Here is a 22,762-nt window from a genome sequence, read left to right as displayed (position 1 = left end):
TGATCATTTAAATTTTACATTTCATTATAGCATTTATATTTTGAATTTAAAAGGATAGATTTTTTCAAAAACTGAGGCTTTTCTTCATCATACAGAAGATAAAGAATATTGGCGCTCAGATAGATCCCTGCTGCGCAGAGACATGTAAATAGCATGGTGTACGGCAGACATATCTGACCAAACAACTGAAATGGCATACAGCTGTAATCCCATACATGAAGCGCAAACCATTTATTTACGATAATACCTGTAATGAATTCTGCTGCTGTTACAAAGATGCTGCAGCGGAATACCTGCAGAAGAAAATCATCCTGCCAGTGTACCTGCTGTCCCTGATAGGAGAAAAACATCATACAGATCCCGCCCAGCACGAACATGGACCAGTGGGAAAAACCACGGAAAAGAATTTCCAGCGTATAATAGATCCAGCCACCGATCCCCCACAAAAATAAATACTCACTGATTTTTTTCATACAAAAACGCCCTCACTATCTTGTTGATATTACATAGTTTGAGCGTTTTCATGGTTAATTATAATACATTTATTCTGCCAGTTCTCCCAGATAATAGAAACCTTTGCATTCCGTCAGTCTGACATCGGCAAGCCGTCCGATCATTCCCTTATCACCTTTGATGTGTACCAGCAGATTATTACTTAAACGTCCTGTTACCATGGATGGGTCGTGTTCACTTACCGATTCGATCAGAGCGGTCTGAATGCTTCCTTCATGTACAGCGCATACTTCTGCCGCAATCGTATGTACTTCTTTCAGCAGTCGGTCAAAACGGTTTTTGACCACATCTTCCGGTATCTGGTCTTCCATCACGGCGGCAGGTGTTCCGGTACGTTTTGAATAGATGAAAGTGAATACGCTGTCATAACGCACTTTTCTTACAATATCCATAGTTTCTTCGAAGTCTTCTTCTGTCTCTCCCGGGAAACCAACGATGATATCAGTTGTAAGAGACACATCCGGAACATTCTTGCGGATTTTTTCTACCAGTTCCAGATACTGCTCTTTTGTATAATGACGATTCATCTTCTTTAAGATCCTGCTGCTTCCGGACTGTACCGGCAGATGCAGGTGTTTGCAGATCTTTTTGGATCTTCCCATAACTTCAATGAGTTCATCAGATAAATCCTTTGGATGAGACGTCATAAAACGGATACGCTCCAATCCTTCGATCTGCTCGATCTTTTCCAAAAGCTGGGCAAACGTAATCGGATTTTCCAGATTCTTTCCGTATGAATTAACGTTCTGACCAAGCAGCATGACTTCAACCACACCATCTGCAACCAGCTGGCGGATTTCCGATAGGATTGCCTCCGGGTCACGGCTTCTTTCTCTTCCACGTACATATGGGACGATACAGTAACTGCAGAAATTATTGCATCCGAACATGATATTTACTCCGGATTTAAAGGAATATTTGCGGTCATTCGGAAGGTTTTCAACAATCTTGTCGGTATCTTTCCAGATATCGATCACCATACGTTGTGATTCAAACCGTGTCACGATCAGTTCGGCAAATTTGAAAATATTATGTGTTCCGAAGATAATATCCACATAGCGGTAACTTGTTTTCAGCTTTTCTACAACCTCCGGTTCCTGCATCATACAGCCGCAGAGACCGATCATCATATGCGGATTTTTCTTCTTTCTTGGTTTTAACTGTCCGAGACGTCCGTAGACACGCATGTTGGCGTTCTCTCTTACCGTACAGGTGTTGAAAATGATAAAGTCAGCCTCATCTTCAGGCGCTTCTACATAACCGATCTTTTCCAGGATTCCACAGAGTTTTTCGGAATCACGGGCGTTCATCTGACAACCGAATGTTGTGACACAGAATGTCAGCGGACGTCCCAGTTCTTCGGATTCGCGCTGTACATAAGCTTTTGCTTTTTCGATAAAATAATACTGACGGGCAGTATCATCCGCAGGCGGTTCTTTTGTAATATCTATATCGTAATTCATAGTATTAAGCATTCTCTTTGCTCCTTTGTATTATTCATTATTAATCTTTCACAGAAAGTGAAGACAACAGCTTTTTGCAGAATGTATGGCAATCTAGACAAATTGCTGTATGTCTGAATCATATGCATAATCAATCAACTTCAAAGCACTTATAATTTCTTCTTTATTGACATTCATATCGTCACATAAAGCATCCAGGCTGTGATAATAGTCTCTTAGTTTTGTATTGACCACACTGAGTAACAGCATGGGATCTCTGGGTAATCCGTTTGCCATTCTGGCTCACTCCTTTAAGTATTATATTTTTTCATATCTTAATCAGAAATTACAAAAAACATTCACCTGATTCCAATGGATAGATATGCTTTTCTGTAATAACTTTTTCCGGTTTTATATCATGTTCCTCAAAAGGCAGTTCTCTGTACATCTGCAATTCAAAAGCAACTGCAATCGTATGCAGATCCGGATGTTTTTCCAGATATTTGTCATAAAAACCGCCGCCATATCCGATTCGGTGACATTCTTCGTCAAAAGCGACACCCGGCATGATCAGAAGTCCGTCATATCCGTCGGCTTTGTATTCACCTGTCGGTTCCAGAATTCCATATGCACCAGGCTGCAGATCCTCTTTTTGTTCTACCAGATAAAAATTCATCTCGCTGCCCTCGACTCTTGGAAACCATACACTTTTACCCAGTTTCCAGGCTTCCTCCATGATTGCCAAGGTTCCGGTTTCGCCATTGTAATTCGCATAACAGTAGATGTCAGTCGCTTCTAAAAACAGTGGATGATTAATCACTGTTTCCGTGATAGTATTGGTGGCCTGTTGCCACACAAGCGGATCCATCTCTTTTCTGAGACGGATGATCTTATGTCTAATTTCCTTTTTTGTTTCCAAATTTCTCACCCAAATTCGTAATACTTCCGTCTTTTTCCTTTATAGAAATGTTGTTTAGCTGTCCGCGCAGATTTCTTTTGAAAGAATCAATGTATTCTTTTCTCAATATCTGCTGTTCTTTTAATTCCTCCGGTGTCAGACCTTCGGCTTTAGACTTGTGATATAATTCATTGATTCTTGCTACTTTCTTATCATCCATTATCTTTTGTCCTTCCTTAATATACTCAGATTTAACTCGAATAATTCTCGAGAAATCCGTATAGGGCTGCTGATGTCTCAACGTATTTTCCATTATGGATCTCCTGCTGCAGTGTCTCAGGAAGACCATCCAGTGGAATATCTGTGTATTCATATACCGTTTTTTTATCATTCAGATATACGACTACATAGCCATTCAGAGATTTCAGATAGTAACAGTCTTCTTTTAAAGCCTGTCCATCTGCGGCAATAGAAAGATCTTGTGTTTTTTGCTTCTCCGCTGTTTTCTCTGCCTGAATTTCACGTTTTCCCCTGTTTAAGCTAAGCTGATAAGCACAGGTGATTCCGAATACGATGAGGATCAGAAACAGTAAAAAGCCAATACCATACTTGTTTTTCATAATGAAGACTCCTTTTTTGAGTACAGTATTCGCTCAACTCACCCTATTTATACAATTTTCTTCAATGTTCTTTCAATTAAAAGGCCTTCCCGTTCCGGATAGTCATACTTTTCGCTTTCTCTGATACAGGCACAAACAAACGCATGCGAAGCCTGTACACTTTCCAAAAGGGAATTTCCCTGCAGAAGCTTTGCCAGGAACATTCCGTCAAATGCGTCTCCGGCTCCATGAAATTCTTTCAGGTTTTCACCATTTCCGATATAAAGAAATGCATTGTCTTCGTATAACACGATACCCTTTTTACAGTCGTCTTTTGGAACGCTGGTAATGATCATGTTTTTTGCTCCCAATTCACGGAGGATTTCACACAAATGCAGTACATTTCTGTGATTGCCTGTGAGCTGATATTCTTTTCCGGCGAGCAGATACATTTCTGTCAGATTTGGCAGAATTATGTCTGCATACGGAAGGATTTTCCGCATTGCAGCACCATAAGATTCGTCAAAATTTGTATAATAAACTCCGTGATCACCCATGATAGGATCTAAAATAACCTTTGTGTCCGGAAATTGACTAATGAAATAGATGACGGCATCAATTACATCAGCTTTTCCAAGGTATCCGACAAAAATAGCATCAAATGTAATATGTTCTTTCTTGTAATGATCTGCACATGCACGTATATAGTCTCCGGGTACATGGCAGACCGCCGGAGTGCCATAGCCACCGGTATGTGTTGATAACAGTACTGTCGGTACCGGACATACCTCGATTCCCATCATGCTTAAGATCGGTGTCATATTCATCATGGCTGCCTTGCCGACACCGCAGATATCATGTAACAGAGCAATTTTTTTTACTGGTCTCATACTTACTTGTATTCCCCTCTTATCAAATGTAGTCTCCGGCATATTGTCACAAGGGCTGCTCCTTTTGGCATGCCAAGTAATTCTTCTTCCGTAATCCCGCCAAGTGCAACGATAGATACTCCATATGCTGCAACGGCTGCCAGAAGTGCAATGATTGTTGCAATATACGGACCAGCGAATAATTCGAAGATCAGATGAATCACAATTGCGATCACACCCATGATCAGGGAAGCAAGTGTCGGGATTAAGAATGTTTTCTTTTTCTCCTGAACATAACCGATTCTGTCACGAAGTGCTTTCGCGTTCAGTATGCAGATTGCTCCGGAGAATATGATCTTACTTAATACAACCGCATAAATGTTCCATTTTAGTACTACCAGCATCAGGAATAATGTCACGATATGGATCACCAGTGAAATTGCCGCATTTTTTACCGGTGTCATCATATCATCCAGTCCCTGTAATACAGAGTTGGTCACTGTTGACAGACAGAAAAAGACAACTGAAAGCGCCCCCATCTGAAGCATCCGTGCTGCTGTAGTATTATCCTGTGTAAAATATAATAAATTCAGGATCGGTTTTGCAAGTGTGATAAATCCAACTGCACATGGGATTGCGATCAACATGTTGAAACGGCTTACAGTATTAATCTTGTTATGTACCTGCTTACGGTTACCGGTCTGTACAGTGGCAACCAGGCTCGGCACCAGTGAGGCGGCAAGTGCACTTGAAATAGAGAGCGGCACATTGATCATTGTACTGTACTGTCCCTGAAAGATTCCAAGAAGACTTGCGTATTCTTTTTTGCTGAATCCCTGGGCAGCCATGACATTGTTAAAAAGTGCAGTATCTACAAAATCACTGATATTATATACCGTTGCACTTAAAATGACAGGTGCGATGGTCACAAACAACACTTTGTATACGGTTCTGTAACTTTCTCTTTTCCCTGAATGATCGCGTTTCATTTTCTTTTTGAATACTTTGTGGTATGCGAGAAAAATGAATCCGACAAATATCAAGGCGCTCAATGCACCAAGGACTGTTCCGAGTGTTCCGCCTGCTGCCGCATAGGCAGGACCGAAGGATTTATCGCCTCTGGTCTTTCCGACAGCTCTTCCTGCATTGAATAATAAATATGCACCTGCGATCGATACAACAGCATTTACAATCTGCTCGATCACCTGTGAGATTGCTGTCGGGATCATAGATCCCATTCCCTGGAAAAATCCGCGTAACACCCCGAGAAGTGCTACGATCAGGATACACGGTGCGAGAACACGGAGCGCATAGGCACTCATGTCAAGATGCATAATGGTTGTTGCAATAAAATCTGCTCCGAAAAATACCAGAAGAGAGACAATTCCACCGGCAAGAAGTGCAAAGGTCATAGCACCCCGGAAGATTTTGTTTGCATTTTTATATTCGCCGACAGCCACTCTTGCCGATACAAGCTTTGACACAGCTAACGGCAGACTGTACGAAGTCAGCATCAATGCAACTGAATAAATTGAAAATGCAACCGAATAATATCCGTTTCCTTCTGTTCCGATAATATTCAAAAGCGGAATCCGGTAAAAGGCTCCGATCAGCTTTGTGATAACTCCGGCAATTGCAAGAATCGATCCCTGTATCAGGAAATTTTTTTCATTTTTTTTATGTTGTTCCGACATACAGCTTTAACTCCATCGTTTTGTAAAAAATTATTAAGATCAATGATTATCTCAGAATGTCCAGGCGTTCCATGATCTCACGCTGTTTCTGTTCCATTACCTGACGTTCTTCCTCTTCCATATGGTCATAACCTGTTAAGTGTAACACAGAATGGGCAATAAGAAAAGCATATTCTCTCTTTGGACTATGCCCGTACTCTTCTGCCTGCGAAAGAACTTTTTCTTTTGATATCACGATATCCCCCAGCGTCAGTTCTCCGCTTTCCGGATCAAAACAATCTTCTTCCTCTTCCAGAAAATCAAATGTTCCGGGTTCCGGATAGTCGATCATCGGAAAAGACAGTACATCGGTCGCACGGTCAATGCCTCTGAATTCTCTGTTCATTTCATGAATCTGTTCATTTTCTGTCAGTAGCAGATTCACCTGTGCTTCGTACGGACAATTTACATAATCCAATGCTTCTTCTACTACTTTCTTTGCAAGTGTTTCGCATTCCAGAGGAAGCTTTATTTCGCCTTCTTCTTCAAAGTATAATGTCATGATTTTCGCCTCTTATCTTTTCCTTTGTATTTTGCGTCATTACCGCGACGATTTTGTCTGCTTTCGTAATCTTCGTATGCTTTTACGATTTTTTGTACCAGTGGATGACGTACAACGTCCTTGCTGGTAAGGTGACAGATACTGATATCTTCGATATCTTTTATAACTTTTGCCGCCACATCAAGACCGGACACCTGTCCGGACGGAAGGTCTTTTTGTGTTGCGTCACCAGTGATCACGACTTTTGAGCCGAAACCGATTCGGGTAAGAAACATCTTCATCTGTGCCGGTGTTGTGTTCTGTGCTTCATCCAGAATAATAAAGGCATTATCTAATGTACGGCCACGCATGTAAGCAAGCGGAGCAACCTCGATCAGACCTTTTTCCGAATTCTTTATAAAGCTTTCCGCACCCATGATCTGATACAGTGCATCATAGAGGGGACGCAAATAAGGATCGATCTTACTCTGAAGGTCGCCCGGAAGGAATCCAAGCTTCTCTCCTGCTTCGATTGCCGGACGTGTCAGTATGATACGTCCTACTTCATTGTTCTTGAATGCAGTGATCGCCATTGCCATCGCAAGGTAAGTCTTACCGGTACCGGCCGGTCCGAGTCCGAATACGATCATCTGTTTACGGATTGCATCGACGTATTTTTTCTGACCGAGTGTCTTCGGCTTGATCGGTTTTCCCTGTAAGGTATGGCAGATAATATCTTTATCGATCTCCAGTACGTTTTCTTCGCTGTCTTCCATAACCAGTGCCAGAGTGTAATCTACATTCTGTTCCTGGATCGTGTTGCCTCTCTTTGAAAGTTCTACAAGCTGATCCAGCACTTTTTTTGCTTTTTCTACTTTCAAAGCATCTCCCATGATCTTGACACTTTCACCTCTTGCGATCAGTGTTACATGAAGAGCGCGTTCTATTTTTTTTGCATATGCATCGAACTGTCCGAACACATTGGCTTCGTGTTCTGCAGGTATATCGATGACTGTCTCCATTAATCCCATGCATTAGTCTCCATTCTTTGTGTCGTCTTCCGCAATATAGTCCGGCGGAAGCGGTGTGGACGGAACCTGCTTTCCAACGGAGCATCTGACCTTCAGTGTTCCTTTTGCAGAGTACGTCTCAGACCCTGTGTATATTTTAACATCATTTCTTCAAATTTCTACCCCTTTTTTCTTCATTTCTTTACAGTAATTCTGAAAATCTCCGGATAATATCTTCCGGATTTGCGTTTTTGTATAATTCTTATGTCTTTTCCGGTAAGGAGTTACTGTAATTTCTTCGAAGGTAAGAGGGAATATATTCAACGGCCTGAACTGCCACTGGAAGATGTGCTTTTCAAAATAAGGATATGTGTTTTTTACAGAACCTATTCGGATCATATATCTTCCTGCCCGGACTGCATATTCTTTTTTCTGGATAAAATGATATCTTGATTTGTAATATTCTTTTTCGAAATAGTTTTTTGAGAGCGTCTTTTGATACGGAATACAGGTTTCGCCGGATATGTCAGCATCCGATCTGCAGGGTGAGTACCCTGTGATTTCTTTTGCATCATTGCAGATGGGAATCTGTCCTGATACCAGAAGATCACCTTTTTTTACCTGTACACCTTTTTTTACCTGTGCGATGCCGGTTCTGGTAGTAATACTTGTGATGGTGCAGTCAATGTCGGCAATGATATCTGTAGACTGGTCGTTTATCCGGGATATAATGCTGTTATCCGCAAGGCCGTCTTCGTTTTCTTTTATCTGAATGACCAGCCTGCAGCCATCTATGGAAGCAGATACCCATATGATCCCGTCATATGTGCGCCTTAGATCCCGGACAATCTTCTGACAGTCTACATTTGTCTTTTTCATACCATTTTTAATCTGTTCGGATGCCAGAAATTTCTTTAAAGTATCATCCGTATACGACAGGTTCCCGCGGATATCAATTCCCCAGATATAACGTGTCATAAAAAGGATAAGACAAATACAGAGAATAAATCCGGAAAACAGTATATGACGTTTCCGGTAGCGGTGAAAAAGAAAAGGAAGACCGCTGCGGCGGATGATACAAACCTTTGTGCCGGTCTTCCTTATAATTTCCTTCAGTCTGCGATACCCACTGACTGATAGATTCATTTCATATGCTCCACAGACACGTTTTAGATCCCATATATAGATGTTTTTATAACGGCAGGCGTTCAGAAAACGTTCGGGTGAATATCCTGACACACGTATCCGGACATAGCCTTTCAGATACCAGATGAACTGTTCAAACACAGCGGTCCCTCCTATGTTTGGTATTCGATCGTCCTGATGTGACCGTGAATCATCATCTCATCATTGGTGTAATAGATGATTTCCAGTTTCCTGCCGCCGATTTTAATCTGTCCGCATTTGGTCTGCAGCCGGATAATCTGATCTGTATATTCCGTTATTCCTCTGTAATTTTCCACACATAGTTCATCCGTACCGGTAATCGTAAGAATCGGGAGCCCCATTGCTACATCTTTTGGGACTCCCGACATTTCCGCCGCTTTTTCTTTCCATTCCTGACGATTCATATCCATACCACTTCTGTGATTTATATCACTTTATGCATTCCGGCACGGATATATACCTGCCCGGATTTAAGGAATCTCGTGGTATGCCTCAGCGTAAAAATATTCCTGTGCATTTACCGGTGTAAGATCATTACTCACACGGTGATAATTTCCATCTGCTTCCAGTTTTCTTGCTTTCTGATTATCAGAAAGCATAACGTCGAACATTTCCTGTAATTTTGTTTTCAGTTTGTCATTATATACCGGTGCAGCAACCTCTACACGCCGTACAGTATTTCTGGTCATGAAATCTGCAGATGCAATGTAATATTTCCTTCTTTCTTTGCTTCCGAAGATATAGATTCTGGAATGTTCCAGGAATCTTCCGACAATGCTGATGATACGGATGTTTTCTGTCTTTCCTTCCACTCCGGGGATCAGGCAGCAGATACCGCGGATGATCATATTGATCTTGACTCCGGCCTCAGAAGCCTCGATCAGTTTGTCGATGATCTTTTTATCCGTAAGGGAATTCAGTTTGAATCCTGCATAAGCTTCTTCTCCGTTTCTTGCATGTGCGATCTCTTCGTCCAGCATACCCAGCACTTTATTCTGCAGACACTTCGGTGCTACAAGAAGATGCCTAGTATGTTCAACAACTTCTCCCTTCGACAGTGCCTGAAATACATTGGAAGCTTCCAGCCCGATCTCTACATTGGATGTCATCAAAGAGAGATCCGTATATAATCGGGAAGTTTTTTCATTATAATTACCGGTACCAATCCGGGTGATATATTCTACCTGTCCTGCATTTTTTCTAGTGATCAGGCAGAGTTTTGAATGCACTTTATATCCGTCTAATCCATAGATTACCTGACATCCGGCATCTTCCAGACGTCTGGACCATTCAATATTATTTTCTTCATCAAAGCGGGCACGAAGTTCAACTAATACAACGACCTCTTTTCCATTTTCTGCGGCCTCTATCAATGCCTCTACAACTTTACTCTGCTTTGCAACACGGTATAAGGTCATTTTGATCGAGATAACATCCGGGTCTTCGGCAGCTTCTGTCAGCAAATGCAAAAACGGACGGATGGATTCATAAGGATAAGATAACAGTTTATCTTCTTCTTTGATCTGTGCTATAATGCTCTTTCCATCCTGAAACTGATCAGATTTCTGAGGTGTTCTTTTTGGAAAATATAATTCCGGATTTTTTCTCAGTAGATCCTGGATCTGGAATACGAACGAAAGATCCAATGGTGTTGAGGACATGAATACATGATTTTCATCCAGTTCCAGATACTCGCACAATACGGCAATTCCTTTTTTGTCCATATCTCTGGAAAGTTCCAGACGGATCGGAGCCAGTTTCTTACGCTGTTTGATCAGACCTGCCATGAATTCGCGGTAGTCCAGATCTTCATCGTATAAAGCATCCGCATCAATGTCAGCATTTCTTGTGATGCGCAGCAAAGATTTGGATTTGATCTTATACCCTTTGAATACAACCGGTGCAAAATGAAGGATCAGTTCTTCAGCTAGCATATATGTGCCAGGCATACCCGGTACTGCGATCAGACGTCCGAAAATATTGCTTGTACATGGAATGATTCCGAGACGGTCTTTTTTCCCTTTTGCACCGAGTACCGCTACCGCATAGATCTCTTTGTTTTTCAAAAATGGAAATGGCTGTCTCCTTCCGATAACAGTAGGCGAAATAAGCGGTGCGATCTCTGACTTAAAATAACCTTCCAGATAACGGGCACCGTCTTCATCCAGTTCATTAAAACGCAAAATACGGATTCCCTGCTCTGCCACACATGCCATCAGTTCTTCGTATACGGCTTCTTTTCTCTTGTTGATCAATTTAGTCTGCTTTAAAATTGCATCAATCTGTTCCTGCGATGTCATTCCTGTCTTGTTTTCGCAGATCTTCTTATCGAGAAGTGTCTGATCATATAAAGAGCCCACACGCACCATGAAGAATTCATCCAGATTGCTCTGATAAATCGATGCGAATGTCAGTCTTTCGCACAACGGAACTTCCGGGTTCTCTGCCTCCTCAAGAACACGTTCATTAAACTTTAACCAGGAAAGTTCCCGGTTCATATATATCTTACTCATAACTTTTTCACCTTTCTTTGTATTGCATTTTCAATGTTTCTAATGTATCATAGTATTTCCAAACGATTATTAGATTTACGTTAAATCTATGTAAAATCAGCCTGCATCATTGCATCAAGGTCAGATAGTATGGTTTTGAAATCCATATATTTTAAGGAGGTTTTTTCTATGCATACATCATTTCTTGTTTTGATCATATTGGCACTTGTTATTGTTGCATCGATCATCACATCCATTGTTACGTATCTTATCCTTGCGGGGAGAAACAAAAGAATCCGTCTTGCCGAGCAGTACCGGCAGATCGGGATTACCGATGGCTATCTGAGCATTCAGGAAGAGATAGAGAAAAATATCAAATCGGAACACATTAAGTTTACAACAGTTTCTCCTGTAAAAGCTCCGGATTTTGCGGATGAAGAACATACAGAACAGGAATCCGATCCAAAAGATATCTGGGTTGTTGTCCGGGGAAAAGATAGTAATACATCCGAAAAGATCTTTGAATACTGGCATTTTATATATCAGGATTCCAGATGGATCTGTAAAGAACGTAAGAAAAAAGCTGGCTAAAAATACCAGCTTTTTTTCTTATCTTTCTTCCTGTTCTTTTTTATAGACTTTCTGCTGTGAAAATCCTCTTCCTCGTACTTCATTTACATTTCCGATAATCATAAATGCATGTGGATCAGTCTCCTGTACCAGCTGGTTCAGCCGCATCAGTTCGCGGTTGGATACAACGGTAAGGATCATCGGCTGATCATTTTTCAGATATCCGGTCTGTGTGTAGACAAGTGTTGTTCCACGGTCAAGCTGCTCCTGGATCAGACGGTTCAGCTCTTCATATTTTTCTGTCATGATCTCTACTTTTGTACGTGTAGATCCCATCAGAAGCACCTTGTCTAAAATGACTGTGTAAATCAGTACCAACAAGATACCATATACAATCTCTTCTTTATTGGTGAAGAGCATCTGTGAGATTAAGATAACAAAATCAAATGCGTACAGCATCACAGATACCGGAAGACCAAACTTCTTGTTCAGAACCAGCGGCGGAATATCCATTCCTCCGGTAGAGGCTCCGCACCGGATCACGACGCCGATCCCCATCCCGATCATCAGACCACCGCATATAGTAGATAACATCTTATCGTCTGTTACATTCTGAAGTGCAGGCATTTGCTCCAGCACTCCCAGAATAACCGGATAATAAAAGGTACTGACCAATGTTGTAAGTGCAAATTTCATTCCAAGGACAGCCGCTCCGAGCAGGAACATCAGTGTATTGAATAGCAATACAAAACTATGGATTGGAAGTCCGAAATAATGATGGATCGCAATACCAAGCCCTGTTGTCCCGCCTGTGATCATATTATTTGGCAGAATAAACATGACGATTGCAAGTGCATAGATCGTATTCCCAAGTAAGATCATGCACAGATTTTTGAAATTTAAGTGTTTCATAGTTATATCATACCCTCTCCTGACATTTTCATCCATATTAGTATAAAGGATGATGGATTTTGATACAAGATTTTTCTTCTATTTCGGCAGTTTACTTATGATATGGCTCATGGCTGATAATACGGTAGCTTCTGTAAATCTGTTCCAGCAGAATTACCCGCATTAGCTGATGTGGAAATGTCATCTTTGAAAAACTCAGTGCATAGTCTGAACGTTTCAGCACTTCTTTTCCAAGTCCGATCGAACCACCAATGATAAATATAATGTGACTGGATCCCTGGATTCCTAGTGTATCGATCTTTTCTGCCAATTCTTCGGATGTCAACAGTTTTCCCTTGATTTCAAGTGTAATGACATAGGCATCATCTTTGACATATTTGAGAATCCGTTCACCTTCTTTATCACGGATGCCGTCTTCTACAGTCTCACTTGCGTTATCCGGTGTCTTTTCATCTGCTACTTCGATGATCTCTAGTTTGCAGTAACGGCTCAGACGTTTGCTGTATTCTGCAATCGCGTCTTTTAAGTATTTTTCTTTTATTTTTCCTACTGTGATTAATGTTATCTTCATTCTATTGTTCTTTCTATATACTATTCTGTTATCTGATACATATATAATTCATGCAATGCTCTTGTTGCACAGATATATTTTGCCTGGTTCTGCATCGGATTTTCAATATCCCGGAAGATTCCGAATACCTGATCGAATTCCAGTCCTTTCGCAAGATAAAAGGTTGTGACGGTAAGCCCTTTTTTGAATGCAGAACTGTTGCGGTCAATATAGTGCACTTCTTCGCCGCGGGCTTTTAACATCTGATACAATGTGAACGCTTCTGCTTCCGTCATGGTAATAATGGCAGCAGTCTCATACTTGTCTTCTCCAAGTTTTGCTTTTAAAAAGATCTCATCCAGCACAGCATCTTCATTTTGGAAATTCTCTTCAATGACTTCTTTTCCATGACGCTTTAAAAGTTCCACGTCTTTTACACCGGTTAGTTTTTCAGCGTATCTGGCAATCTCCATCGTATTTCTGTAACTTTTATTCATTACAATCTTATGGATCTTCTGATCGAACACCCCCGGAAGGAACTGTAATACATCTCGCATCTGTTCATCCAGTGTCTGGGCCTTATCGCCGAGGATTGTCATCCGGCATTTGAAGATCTGATTCAGGATCACATACTGCAGATAAGAATAATCCTGCATTTCATCAATGACCAGATGCTTGATGTGGTTATGCACAGCTTTTCCGGTCAGACGGTACTTCAGATATAACACCGGAAATACATCTTCGTATTCCAGCTTGCGCTTTTCGTATTCGACATCCGGAAGTGCCGGATAGCCGCATTCTTCCAGAAACCATCCGTAGATCTTATAGATATCTTTTGTCACATACATCTTGTCAAACTTATTCTGCACGATCAGAAGTTCCTCTTCGCTAAGGTCACGTCCAAGTAATGTCTCATATTCATCCACACAATAATCCCGGATCGCATCCATACGGCTAAGCAACGGGGCATTCTGGAACTTGAAATAAAACAGATTAATAAGCTCTTCTTCCGTCTTTTGAATTCCTTTATATTCAATCGTTCGAAAATCCATCAGTTCATCTTCCAGGCTTGCGAGAAATCCTTCCATCATTCCGACAAAGCCTTCCAACTGCTTCTCTTCAAAGCGTTCTGTCAGATACGGGTCCTGAAGCTTCATGGTTCTTTCCAGCTGGTCATAGCGATCTTCACAGTCCGGAACGATACCTTTCAATTCCCGGTATGCGAACAGATCAAAACTCATCTCCTGAATATTTTCCTCGCCCAGTTCCGGAAGAATATGAGAAATATAGTCCGAAAAAACACTGTTGGGAGAAAGGATCAGTATATTAGAGGATTTTAAATGTTCTCTGTCGTGATACAACAGGTATGCGATCCTGTGTAATGCAACGGAAGTCTTGCCGCTTCCGGCCGCCCCCTGAATTGCAAGGATCCGATCCTGTGTATTACGAATGATGGCATTTTGTTCTTTCTGGATCGTACGTACGATATTTTTCAGCTGCACATCACTGTTGGTTCCCAGTTCCTGTTTTAAAATATCGTCATCAATCTTGGTATCGCTTTCAAATGCATAGACCATTTTTCCATTTTTTACTTTATACTGCCATTTGGCGGCAATTTCACCTTCGATCAGTCCGGCTGGTGCCTCATAAGATCCAGGGCCTTTGTCATAATCGTAAAAAAGCCCGCTGACCGGTGCTCTCCAGTCATAGATCAAAGGCAGCATACCCGTACGTTCCGCAAAGTTACCGATGCCGATATAGAATATCTCCGGTTCGTCTTCGCCATCATAGATAAAATCCACACGTCCGAAAAACGGAGCTTCCAACATTTTACGAAGCCGGTGCTGCATCTTCAGTTTTTCCTGATTGTCATTGACCTGGTGTAAAAGAGCTTGCTGGTTGTCATAATTTTCATAGCCGTATTCATCCATCTCGGTGTAATTCTCCCAGTAGTATTCATTCATACTCTGGATGTCTTTCTGTCCGGCTTCGATGGATGCATCTACTTCGGCCAGGCGTGTGCGGATCTTCTCTGTTACTTTATTTAAAAATATCTTTCCGTCTGTTAAATCTAATTCTGTCATAATCTCCAACCTGTCTTTTTTTGTTTTATCCTTACATATCAGCAGGATTGATTTTCAGCTGTTTTCAGTATTAAATGTGTCTTACAATCATACCACATATATATGTTTTTATTCAAGTCCGGATGTACTGTCTGCAGGACCTGCTACTGGCAGCTTTTTGCGAACGCATGGCAAGCAAAAAGAGATATACACCAGAATCATTCTCATGTATATCTCTTATATAATTACGTGTTGTACATATTTATGAATGCTTATAATATCATCTTTTCACTGTGCACAAAGAATTAAGCATTCTTCTTAGACAGATATTCGTGGATACCTTTTGCACCTGCTTTACCTGCACCCATAGCAAGAATTACAGTTGCAGCACCTGTTACGGCATCGCCGCCTGCGAATACGGCAGCTTTTGAAGTCTGTCCGTTCTCTTCTTCTGCTACGATACATTTTCTCTTGTTCGTCTCAAGACCCTTTGTTGTAGAAGAAATCAATGGGTTTGGAGAGGTTCCAAGGGACATGATAACAGTGTCTAATTCAATCTCATATTCAGATCCAGGAATTTCGATCGGACGTCTTCTTCCGGAAGCATCCGGCTCACCAAGTTCCATCTTGATCACTTTCATACCTTTAACCCATCCGTTTTCATCGACAAGGATTTCTTTTGGATTGGTAAGGAGGTCGAACTGAACACCTTCTTCTTTTGCATGATGTACTTCTTCTACTCGTGCAGGAAGTTCTGCTTCGCTTCGACGGTATACGATATGTACTTCCGCACCAAGACGAAGTGCTGTTCTGGCAGCATCCATAGCTACGTTACCACCACCTACAACGGCAACTTTCTTACCTGCTGCGATCGGTGTATCGTAAGAATCATCAAATGCCTTCATCAGGTTACTTCTTGTCAGGTATTCATTTGCTGAGAATACTCCGTTGGCTGTCTCGCCAGGGATTCCCATGAACATCGGAAGACCTGCTCCGGAACCGATGAATACAGCTTCAAAATCTTCCTCTTCCATCAACTGGTCGATGGTTGTAGATTTACCGATAACAACGTTTGTCTCGAATTTAACACCAAGCTCTTTGACTTTTTCGATTTCTTTCTTAACAACTTTCTGCTTTGGAAGACGGAATTCAGGAATACCATATACCAGAACACCGCCAAGTTCATGCAGTGCTTCGAATACAGTTACTTCGTATCCGAGTTTTGCAAGGTCGCCGGCACAGGTAAGTCCTGACGGACCGGAACCGATGACTGCTACTTTATGTCCGTTTGTCTTTTCCGGTTTTTCCGGTTTGATATCATTTTCCAGTGCATAATCTGCGACAAATCTTTCCAGTTTACCGATAGATACTGCATCACCTTTGATACCACGAACACACTTGCTCTCGCACTGTGACTCTTGTGGACATACACGTCCGCAGATAGCAGGAAGTGCAGAAGATTGACCGATCACTTTGTAAGCCTCTTCGATATTGCCTTCTTTGATCTCTGCGATAAATGCAGGAATATTAATGGATACAGGACATCCCTGGATACATCTTGCATTCTTACAGTTCAGACATCTGGTTGCTTCTTCCATTGCTTCTTCTTTATTATATCCGTAACATACTTCTTCAAAATTCGTAGCACGAACCTTTGGCTCCTGTTCTCTTACAGGAACTTTCTTTAATACATCTGCCATTACTCGTCACCTCCGCACTGACCACATCCGCCATGATGTGTGTCACCTTCCTGTAATTTCAGCATTGCACGGCCTTCCTGGGTCTTGTACATCTGCTGTCTCTTCATAGCCTCATCGAAGTTGACAAGGTGTCCGTCAAATTCTGGACCATCTACGCATGCGAACTTGATCTCATCTCCTACATGCAGACGACAGGCTCCGCACATACCCGTTCCATCTACCATGATCGGATTCATACTTACAACAGTAGGGATTTCCAGTTTCTTTGTAAGGAGACATACGAATTTCATCATGATCATTGGTCCGATTGCGATACATACGTCATATTTGTTTCCTTTTTCCACCAGTTCTTCTACCATTGTTGTTACCATTCCGGCATGACCGTAAGAACCATCATCTGTACATGGATAATAATTTCCAGATACTGCTTCCATCTCTTTTTCCAGGATCAGCATGTCCTTTGTCTTGGAACCGATGATAACATCAGCATCAACACCGTGTTCATGGAGCCATTTCACCTGTGGATATACAGGTGCTGCTCCGACACCGCCTCCGACAAACAGGATCTTTTTCTTCTTCAGTTCTTCGATATCTTCCTCTACGAGTTCTGAAGCATTTCCCAACGGACCTGTGAAATCGCGGAAATAATCTCCTGCTTTTAATTCTTTCATCTTGGTTGTGGATGCTCCGACCGGCTGGAATACGATTGTGATCGTTCCGGCTTCTCTGTCATAATCACAGATTGTGAGAGGGATTCTTTCCCCTTTTTCATCCATCTTTACAATGACAAACTGTCCCGGTTCACAATGTCTTGCTACACGAGGAGCTTCTACATCCATCAGAAAGATGTTAGCAGTTAATTGTTCTGCTTTTAAAATTTTGTACATCTTATTTCCTCCTAATTCCCAATATTACTATTATCATAATACGGCTTGTTCTATTTCGCAAGTAAAACCATATTTTTCAAAAAATGTCGATAAAATTGTTCAAGATTCGCTCTGTTGTATATGGAATAGATTTTAATTTTTATACCAAAGTACGCAAAATGGCTGCCACATAAACCTATGTGACAGCCGCCGTTATCTGATTTTTGTTATTTAAAAATCAACTTCTGTTCCATAATATGTACATGTAAATAATTTAGCCATGGTTGCAGGATCAATTGCTCTTGGGTTAGATCCTGTACAGGCATCACCAACTGCAAGTTCTGCAATCTTATCCAGTTTTTCTTTAAACTCATCTTCGTTAATGCCGAACTCTTTCAGAGTCTTAGGAATATTCATCTTCGCATTGAACTCGTCAATCTTTGCACATAAGCTGTTGATCAGAGCTTTTTCAGATGTTCCAGGAAGTCCCATTCTGCGTGCAATCTCTGCATAACGAGATGCAGCTACTTTATCTTTTGCATTGTATTTGATTACATATGGCAGATAGATCGCATTGGCACATCCGTGAGGAATATGTCCGGTTGAGAATGCTGCACCTGTCTTATGAGCCATAGAATGTACGATTCCAAGTAATGCATTCGAGAATGCCATTCCTGCAAGACATTGTGCATAGTGCATCTGCTCTCTTGCTTCCATGTTAAGGTTATAAGATGCTGGCAGATAATCCAGAACCATCTCGATTGCCTGTAATGCAAGTGGATCTGTAAATGGGCAGTTCAGTGTTGATACATAAGCCTCGATTGCATGTGTCAGTGCATCCATTCCTGTATAAGCAACCTGTTTCTGAGGAAGTCCTGCTACCAGTTCCGGATCAACGATTGCAACATCTGGTGTGATATTAAAGTCTGCCAGAGGATATTTGATTCCTGTATTGTAATCTGTGATTACGGAGAATGCTGTTACTTCTGTTGCAGTTCCTGATGTAGATGGGATAGCTGCAAATTTCGCTTTCTGACGAAGTTCAGGGAAACTGAATGGTGTGATAATATTCTCGAATGTCTCATCCGGATACTCATAGAATACCCACATAGCTTTAGCCGCATCGATTGGAGATCCGCCGCCCATTGCTACGATCCAATCAGGCTCGAACTCCTGCATTACTTTTGCACCTTTCATAACAGTCTCTACAGACGGGTCTGGTTCTACACCTTCGATCAGTTTGACTTCCATTCCGCCTTCTTTCAGGTAGTTCACTGCTTTGTCCAGGAATCCTTGACGCTTCATAGATCCGCCGCCGACTACGAGGACAGCTTTTTTACCTTTCAGATTCTTTAATTCGGATAAACATCCTTTTCCGTGATAAACATCTCTTGGTAGTGTAAATCTTGCCATTTCAAACACGCTCCTTTTAAAATATTGTGTTAATCTTTTAACACAATTGTACTACTCGCAAATTTCTTTTTCAAGTCTTTGGGGCGATAAAATTGTAATTTTTTTTAATATTATATTGTATTTCTTCTATCTGTTTGTTACTTCTATATAACAAATGTATATTTAGAAGAATTTTTTTCGATTTATAGCTTTTTGATGTTTGTTAAAATATCTCTTATCTTAACTACTTTTAGTTGTATTTTTGTTGCTTTTCTGTTGTAACAAAATATCTTAGTTTTAAAAATTTTAAAATCTGCAAAAATTCTTTTCTGTTTCAAAAGATTTCGCTTATTTAATAACGATTAAAAATCATTGATAAGCATTAAGTATTACATATTTTTGCTAAAAGCTCTGTTAAAAATGTAACACTAAAATTAAATTAATAAATAAAAATTCGAATTGTCAGAATAGTTTAAAATAAATATTCCTGAATGAACGAAATATCATATACAGGTATGGTTCTTTCTGTTGAATCCAGTTTTAATGACTCAATAAATGAGTTCATTACTTCACTTGTATCATAGATGATGACTTCTGGTTTATGAATGACATAAACTTCATTTGTAAATTCTTCTGAATAATGACCTAATATCTCCGATACTACTTTCATGTTCATATTGTTTTGATCTAACAGTGTTGCATAAGTGTGCCGTAAATCGTGCCATACATGTTTTGTACAATCAATATTACATTTCTTCATCAGTTTCTTAAAATAATAATACGGTCTTGCGATTGCCTTCCCATGATCCCTAAACAAAACAAAATCTAAGTTTTCATCAAATTCCGGATCATTTTTCAGTGTTTCTTCATATCGTGCTCTTGCCAGATACAGCTCATCCATAATAAAATCAGGAAGCGGGACGTATCTTTTACTGTTAAGAGTTTTTAATGTCCTCTTTTGAGAAAGTAACGTATTGTCATCGAACCCCTCATTATCATATCCTCTTCCCAACTGACAGTCGATTAAGAGTTGTTTTTTTTGAAAGTCGATTTTTGAAAAACAGATCGCTCTCGTTTCACTTACACGTGCTCCTGTTGAAGCAGACAGCAGTAAAAATAAATAGAATGTATAATCCATTTTTCTTGCGGTCAATAATAAATTCATAAGTTCGTTCAGCGTAAATGCGTTTTTCTTAGTAGGTGGTTTAGTAATCTTCTTTTCTTTTTTGCAAATTTCTATTGCCAGTGGTGCCGGATTTGATATAATAATCTGCTGATTCTTTGCATATTGAAAAGAATTTTGAATCATTTGCATCATAGCTTTGTATGCGCTAAAAGTTTCGCACTTGTTGATGAAATTTTTTAAATCTGTTGTGGTTATAGAATCCATATAGGTGTCTGGTCTAAAATATTCACAAAACCTTTTAACCGGTGTTGCATAGTATTTAAACGTATTATAAGCATATTTACATCCATCTATAATGTAGTAATATAACCAGTAATTGTAAAATTCCTTTAAAGTAAATCGGTATGGCATATATTGATTTTGGGTAAGTTTTACAATTAGATTGTCACGATATTTCATAGCTTCCTTCGCAGAAGCAAACCCACCCTTTTGACGGTTCAATGTAGAACCATCACCCAAAATCAGAGTAAAACGGATACAGTATTTTCCATGTTGAAAAGTCGGGTTTTGCGGAAAATTCCAGTTAATAATATTTAACTGGTCAAATCGTGAATCATAAGGTGGACGAATAAATTGTTTTTGATTCTTATTCATAGCTTCACCCTGCCTTTCTTGCAAGATGAGTAATCCATTACCTCTGTTGTCATTTTTTTTACTGGATATTTTTTATCTTTTTCATAACAATATGGGCATCTAAAATTGCAATTCATTGTCGGAATTAGAGTCATTGTTAATGCTTTATTCGCACCAAATCTTCCTCTATAATGCATAGATTTAATAACATTAAACTCATCAAAATTCTTAGGAATTATAAAACCGCCTTCCATTAATTGATTAATTATTGCGTTTGGAAGTTCTGCTAACTCTTTCATCGAATCTAATTTTTTAAAATCACATTTATCAAAATTATCTCTATACTCCTCATCAACACTAGCATACCCACCCGTCAATGCGTTATATAGAAATAATTTGCCCGATAATTCTACTTTTTGATTGTACCTTGAAAATTTTAACTCTTGTAATCCACTTTCCATTTGCTTTTCCTCCTATTTTTTTGTATATACCAACAACTCCAAACTCTCTGTATGGTATATACAATTTTTGTAAGTATAATAATATAACATAATCCTACTGTTTTTTTTCACATGTAAAAAAACAGTAGAATTATGTTATATTTTCTCTCTTGATAAAAAAATCCCCCATGAATCTATATGCTCATTACATATAATAATTTGATTCACTCTATATTTTCGATAAATTCTAAAGCTTTATTTATAAACTAGAATATTTAGTCCTATAAAACCAATATCTTATTCATGCTCAAAAAAGAATGGCGTAGCAATTAAACTACTACGCCATAAAACTCTAACTCCCTTAAATTTCTTCACCCATCACAAGCTTTTTTAATTTATATTGATCCGCAAACAATTCGCACCACTCAATAAATGAAATATCATTCTTCGAGTCTAATATATCAAGCCATTATACATATTTCATATATAATTTTATATTAACATAAAATTATTATATCTTATCTTTTGCTTATTTTATAAATTTTTCATCCTCTTTAATATCTCTTGATAAAACATCTCCTTATTATCAGCTCTTTTCAAATTTTCAATTACTTGTCCATCTTTTAAAAAGATAATCCTTTTACAAAAACTAGCAATCATAGGATCGTGAGTTACCAAAAGAATTGTTTTTCCCATTTCTCCATTTATGCTTTCCAAAGTACGCATTACAACTTCTGAAGAATTTGAATCCAAATTTCCAGTAGGTTCGTCTGCTAAAATAATTTGAGGATTATTAATTAATGCTCTGCAAATGGCAACCCTTTGTTTTTCTCCACCAGATAACTCATATGGTTTTTTATTTAGCAATTTATTAATATTAAATTTTTTTGTTAGATTTTCACAAATTTTCTTGCTTTCCTCTATTTCTGCTTCATCTAATATTCGTGGAAGCAAAATATTATCTTTTATCGATAAACTGTCCATAAGACAAAAGTCCTGAAAAATAAAAGAAAGTTCTGTTCGTCTGATTTTTGCCAGTTCTGTTCCATATATTTCTTTTGTATCTTTTCCTTTATAAAACACCGTTCCTTTTTCAGGTTTATCAAGCATCCCTAGAACTTTTAATAATGTTGTTTTTCCACATCCTGAACGTCCCATAATACCAACAAATTCTTTGGGTTCTATCTGAAAAGAAATATTTTCTAATACAGGACAACTCACTTTTTCCCCCTTACTCGATATATAATTATAACCTTTTTCCAAATGATCTACTGCTAAAATGTTTTGATATTCTACCGGCTTCATC

Annotated in this window: 23 protein-coding genes; 1 reads left to right on the top strand and 22 read right to left on the bottom strand. The window is 39.7% G+C overall.

Going from position 1 to position 22,762, the window contains the following annotated elements:
• Positions 1 to 14 precede the first annotated feature (14 nt).
• From GT508_RS03610 to ppk1, 13 genes are all read right to left on the bottom strand, one after another.
• Positions 15 to 473 (bottom strand): putative ABC transporter permease, encoded by a 459-nt coding sequence (locus GT508_RS03610; RefSeq protein ID WP_055284247.1) that lies wholly within the window; start codon positions 471 to 473, stop codon positions 15 to 17.
• 69 nt (positions 474 to 542) lie between these two features.
• Positions 543 to 1,988 (bottom strand): tRNA (N6-isopentenyl adenosine(37)-C2)-methylthiotransferase MiaB, encoded by a 1,446-nt coding sequence (gene miaB, locus GT508_RS03605; protein ID WP_161143575.1) that lies wholly within the window; start codon positions 1,986 to 1,988, stop codon positions 543 to 545.
• Between the two features lie 81 nt (positions 1,989 to 2,069).
• The gene (locus GT508_RS03600) at positions 2,070 to 2,252 is read right to left on the bottom strand and encodes a DUF4250 domain-containing protein (protein ID WP_055284249.1); all 183 of its coding nucleotides are present in this window, start codon (positions 2,250 to 2,252) and stop codon (positions 2,070 to 2,072) included.
• A 49-nt stretch (positions 2,253 to 2,301) separates the two neighbouring features.
• The gene (locus GT508_RS03595; protein WP_226850300.1) at positions 2,302 to 2,883 is read right to left on the bottom strand and encodes a 5-formyltetrahydrofolate cyclo-ligase; all 582 of its coding nucleotides are present in this window, start codon (positions 2,881 to 2,883) and stop codon (positions 2,302 to 2,304) included.
• On the bottom strand, positions 2,852 to 3,073 hold the full coding sequence (locus GT508_RS03590) for a DUF896 domain-containing protein (RefSeq protein ID WP_028085951.1): 222 nt from the start codon (positions 3,071 to 3,073) through the stop codon (positions 2,852 to 2,854). Before GT508_RS03590 ends, GT508_RS03595 begins: the two co-directional genes overlap by 32 nt.
• Positions 3,074 to 3,104: 31 nt before the next feature.
• Positions 3,105 to 3,473 (bottom strand): hypothetical protein, encoded by a 369-nt coding sequence (locus GT508_RS03585; protein WP_055284251.1) that lies wholly within the window; start codon positions 3,471 to 3,473, stop codon positions 3,105 to 3,107.
• Positions 3,474 to 3,520: 47 nt separating this feature from the next.
• Entirely contained in the window at positions 3,521 to 4,342 is an 822-nt protein-coding gene (locus tag GT508_RS03580; protein WP_118224051.1) for a pyridoxamine kinase, read from the bottom strand.
• A gap of 2 nt (positions 4,343 to 4,344) precedes the next feature.
• A complete protein-coding gene (locus GT508_RS03575) occupies positions 4,345 to 6,015 on the bottom strand; it encodes a putative polysaccharide biosynthesis protein (RefSeq protein WP_161143574.1) in 1,671 nt (556 codons plus the stop codon).
• 46 nt (positions 6,016 to 6,061) lie between these two features.
• The gene (gene ybeY / locus GT508_RS03570) at positions 6,062 to 6,556 is read right to left on the bottom strand and encodes an rRNA maturation RNase YbeY (RefSeq protein WP_055284254.1); all 495 of its coding nucleotides are present in this window, start codon (positions 6,554 to 6,556) and stop codon (positions 6,062 to 6,064) included.
• Entirely contained in the window at positions 6,553 to 7,566 is a 1,014-nt protein-coding gene (locus GT508_RS03565; protein WP_118224049.1) for a PhoH family protein, read from the bottom strand. Before GT508_RS03565 ends, ybeY begins: the two co-directional genes overlap by 4 nt.
• A 150-nt stretch (positions 7,567 to 7,716) precedes the next feature.
• Positions 7,717 to 8,832, bottom strand: coding sequence for a sporulation protein YqfD (locus GT508_RS03560; protein ID WP_161143573.1), 1,116 nt, complete (start codon positions 8,830 to 8,832; stop codon positions 7,717 to 7,719).
• An 11-nt stretch (positions 8,833 to 8,843) separates the two neighbouring features.
• Entirely contained in the window at positions 8,844 to 9,116 is a 273-nt protein-coding gene (locus tag GT508_RS03555; RefSeq protein ID WP_161143572.1) for a YabP/YqfC family sporulation protein, read from the bottom strand.
• 66 nt (positions 9,117 to 9,182) lie between these two features.
• Positions 9,183 to 11,225 carry a polyphosphate kinase 1 gene (ppk1, locus tag GT508_RS03550; protein WP_161143571.1) on the bottom strand — a complete coding sequence of 681 codons (2,043 nt, stop codon included), beginning with the start codon at positions 11,223 to 11,225 and terminating at the stop codon, positions 9,183 to 9,185.
• A 168-nt stretch (positions 11,226 to 11,393) separates the two neighbouring features.
• Between ppk1 and GT508_RS03545 the strand changes: the two genes are divergently transcribed.
• Complete coding sequence (locus GT508_RS03545) at positions 11,394 to 11,795, top strand: hypothetical protein (protein WP_055284259.1); 402 nt, start codon at positions 11,394 to 11,396, stop codon at positions 11,793 to 11,795.
• Between the two features lie 18 nt (positions 11,796 to 11,813).
• Here GT508_RS03545 and GT508_RS03540 read toward each other — a convergent pair whose 3' ends face one another.
• The 9 genes from GT508_RS03540 to GT508_RS03500 all read right to left on the bottom strand — a co-directional run bounded on the left by GT508_RS03540 (position 11,814) and on the right by GT508_RS03500 (position 22,761).
• A complete protein-coding gene (locus GT508_RS03540; protein ID WP_118224041.1) occupies positions 11,814 to 12,686 on the bottom strand; it encodes a YitT family protein in 873 nt (290 codons plus the stop codon).
• 91 nt (positions 12,687 to 12,777) lie between these two features.
• Entirely contained in the window at positions 12,778 to 13,257 is a 480-nt protein-coding gene (gene rlmH / locus GT508_RS03535) for a 23S rRNA (pseudouridine(1915)-N(3))-methyltransferase RlmH (RefSeq protein WP_028085962.1), read from the bottom strand.
• A gap of 20 nt (positions 13,258 to 13,277) precedes the next feature.
• Positions 13,278 to 15,320: a HelD family protein gene (locus GT508_RS03530; protein ID WP_161143570.1), complete on the bottom strand. Its 2,043-nt coding sequence runs from the start codon at positions 15,318 to 15,320 to the stop codon at positions 13,278 to 13,280.
• A gap of 284 nt (positions 15,321 to 15,604) precedes the next feature.
• The gene (gltA, locus tag GT508_RS03525; protein ID WP_055181773.1) at positions 15,605 to 16,999 is read right to left on the bottom strand and encodes an NADPH-dependent glutamate synthase; all 1,395 of its coding nucleotides are present in this window, start codon (positions 16,997 to 16,999) and stop codon (positions 15,605 to 15,607) included.
• Complete coding sequence (locus tag GT508_RS03520) at positions 16,999 to 17,886, bottom strand: sulfide/dihydroorotate dehydrogenase-like FAD/NAD-binding protein (protein WP_055181772.1); 888 nt, start codon at positions 17,884 to 17,886, stop codon at positions 16,999 to 17,001. The genes gltA and GT508_RS03520 overlap by 1 nt, the downstream gene beginning before the upstream one ends.
• A gap of 210 nt (positions 17,887 to 18,096) precedes the next feature.
• On the bottom strand, positions 18,097 to 19,278 hold the full coding sequence (locus GT508_RS03515; RefSeq protein WP_055284264.1) for an iron-containing alcohol dehydrogenase: 1,182 nt from the start codon (positions 19,276 to 19,278) through the stop codon (positions 18,097 to 18,099).
• 451 nt (positions 19,279 to 19,729) lie between these two features.
• Positions 19,730 to 21,037, bottom strand: coding sequence for a site-specific integrase (locus tag GT508_RS03510; protein WP_161143569.1), 1,308 nt, complete (start codon positions 21,035 to 21,037; stop codon positions 19,730 to 19,732).
• A complete protein-coding gene (locus tag GT508_RS03505; protein WP_006426610.1) occupies positions 21,034 to 21,477 on the bottom strand; it encodes a hypothetical protein in 444 nt (147 codons plus the stop codon). Before GT508_RS03505 ends, GT508_RS03510 begins: the two co-directional genes overlap by 4 nt.
• A gap of 513 nt (positions 21,478 to 21,990) precedes the next feature.
• Complete coding sequence (locus GT508_RS03500) at positions 21,991 to 22,761, bottom strand: ABC transporter ATP-binding protein (protein WP_006426611.1); 771 nt, start codon at positions 22,759 to 22,761, stop codon at positions 21,991 to 21,993.
• Position 22,762: the final 1 nt, after the last annotated feature.

Source organism: Dorea sp. BIOML-A1, assembly GCF_009875615.1.
GTDB classification, from domain to species: Bacteria; Bacillota; Clostridia; order Lachnospirales; family Lachnospiraceae; genus Dorea_A; species Dorea_A amylophila.
Note: the sequence above shows the minus strand (reverse complement) of the source record. Positions and strands in the feature narration are given on the sequence as shown.

Coding starts and splice junctions, on each gene's coding strand:
- GT508_RS03610 (WP_055284247.1), bottom strand. CDS start 473: ATGAAAAAAATCAGTGAGTATTTATTTTTGTGGGGGATCGGTGGCTGG.
- miaB (WP_161143575.1), bottom strand. CDS start 1,988: ATGCTTAATACTATGAATTACGATATAGATATTACAAAAGAACCGCCT.
- GT508_RS03600 (WP_055284249.1), bottom strand. CDS start 2,252: ATGGCAAACGGATTACCCAGAGATCCCATGCTGTTACTCAGTGTGGTC.
- GT508_RS03590 (WP_028085951.1), bottom strand. CDS start 3,073: ATGGATGATAAGAAAGTAGCAAGAATCAATGAATTATATCACAAGTCT.
- GT508_RS03585 (WP_055284251.1), bottom strand. CDS start 3,473: ATGAAAAACAAGTATGGTATTGGCTTTTTACTGTTTCTGATCCTCATC.
- GT508_RS03580 (WP_118224051.1), bottom strand. CDS start 4,342: ATGAGACCAGTAAAAAAAATTGCTCTGTTACATGATATCTGCGGTGTC.
- GT508_RS03575 (WP_161143574.1), bottom strand. CDS start 6,015: ATGTCGGAACAACATAAAAAAAATGAAAAAAATTTCCTGATACAGGGA.
- ybeY (WP_055284254.1), bottom strand. CDS start 6,556: ATGACATTATACTTTGAAGAAGAAGGCGAAATAAAGCTTCCTCTGGAA.
- GT508_RS03565 (WP_118224049.1), bottom strand. CDS start 7,566: ATGGGATTAATGGAGACAGTCATCGATATACCTGCAGAACACGAAGCC.
- GT508_RS03555 (WP_161143572.1), bottom strand. CDS start 9,116: ATGAATCGTCAGGAATGGAAAGAAAAAGCGGCGGAAATGTCGGGAGTC.
- ppk1 (WP_161143571.1), bottom strand. CDS start 11,225: ATGAGTAAGATATATATGAACCGGGAACTTTCCTGGTTAAAGTTTAAT.
- GT508_RS03545 (WP_055284259.1), top strand. CDS start 11,394: ATGCATACATCATTTCTTGTTTTGATCATATTGGCACTTGTTATTGTT.
- GT508_RS03540 (WP_118224041.1), bottom strand. CDS start 12,686: ATGAAACACTTAAATTTCAAAAATCTGTGCATGATCTTACTTGGGAAT.
- rlmH (WP_028085962.1), bottom strand. CDS start 13,257: ATGAAGATAACATTAATCACAGTAGGAAAAATAAAAGAAAAATACTTA.
- GT508_RS03530 (WP_161143570.1), bottom strand. CDS start 15,320: ATGACAGAATTAGATTTAACAGACGGAAAGATATTTTTAAATAAAGTA.
- gltA (WP_055181773.1), bottom strand. CDS start 16,999: ATGGCAGATGTATTAAAGAAAGTTCCTGTAAGAGAACAGGAGCCAAAG.
- GT508_RS03520 (WP_055181772.1), bottom strand. CDS start 17,886: ATGTACAAAATTTTAAAAGCAGAACAATTAACTGCTAACATCTTTCTG.
- GT508_RS03515 (WP_055284264.1), bottom strand. CDS start 19,278: ATGGCAAGATTTACACTACCAAGAGATGTTTATCACGGAAAAGGATGT.
- GT508_RS03510 (WP_161143569.1), bottom strand. CDS start 21,037: ATGAATAAGAATCAAAAACAATTTATTCGTCCACCTTATGATTCACGA.
- GT508_RS03505 (WP_006426610.1), bottom strand. CDS start 21,477: ATGGAAAGTGGATTACAAGAGTTAAAATTTTCAAGGTACAATCAAAAA.
- GT508_RS03500 (WP_006426611.1), bottom strand. CDS start 22,761: ATGAAGCCGGTAGAATATCAAAACATTTTAGCAGTAGATCATTTGGAA.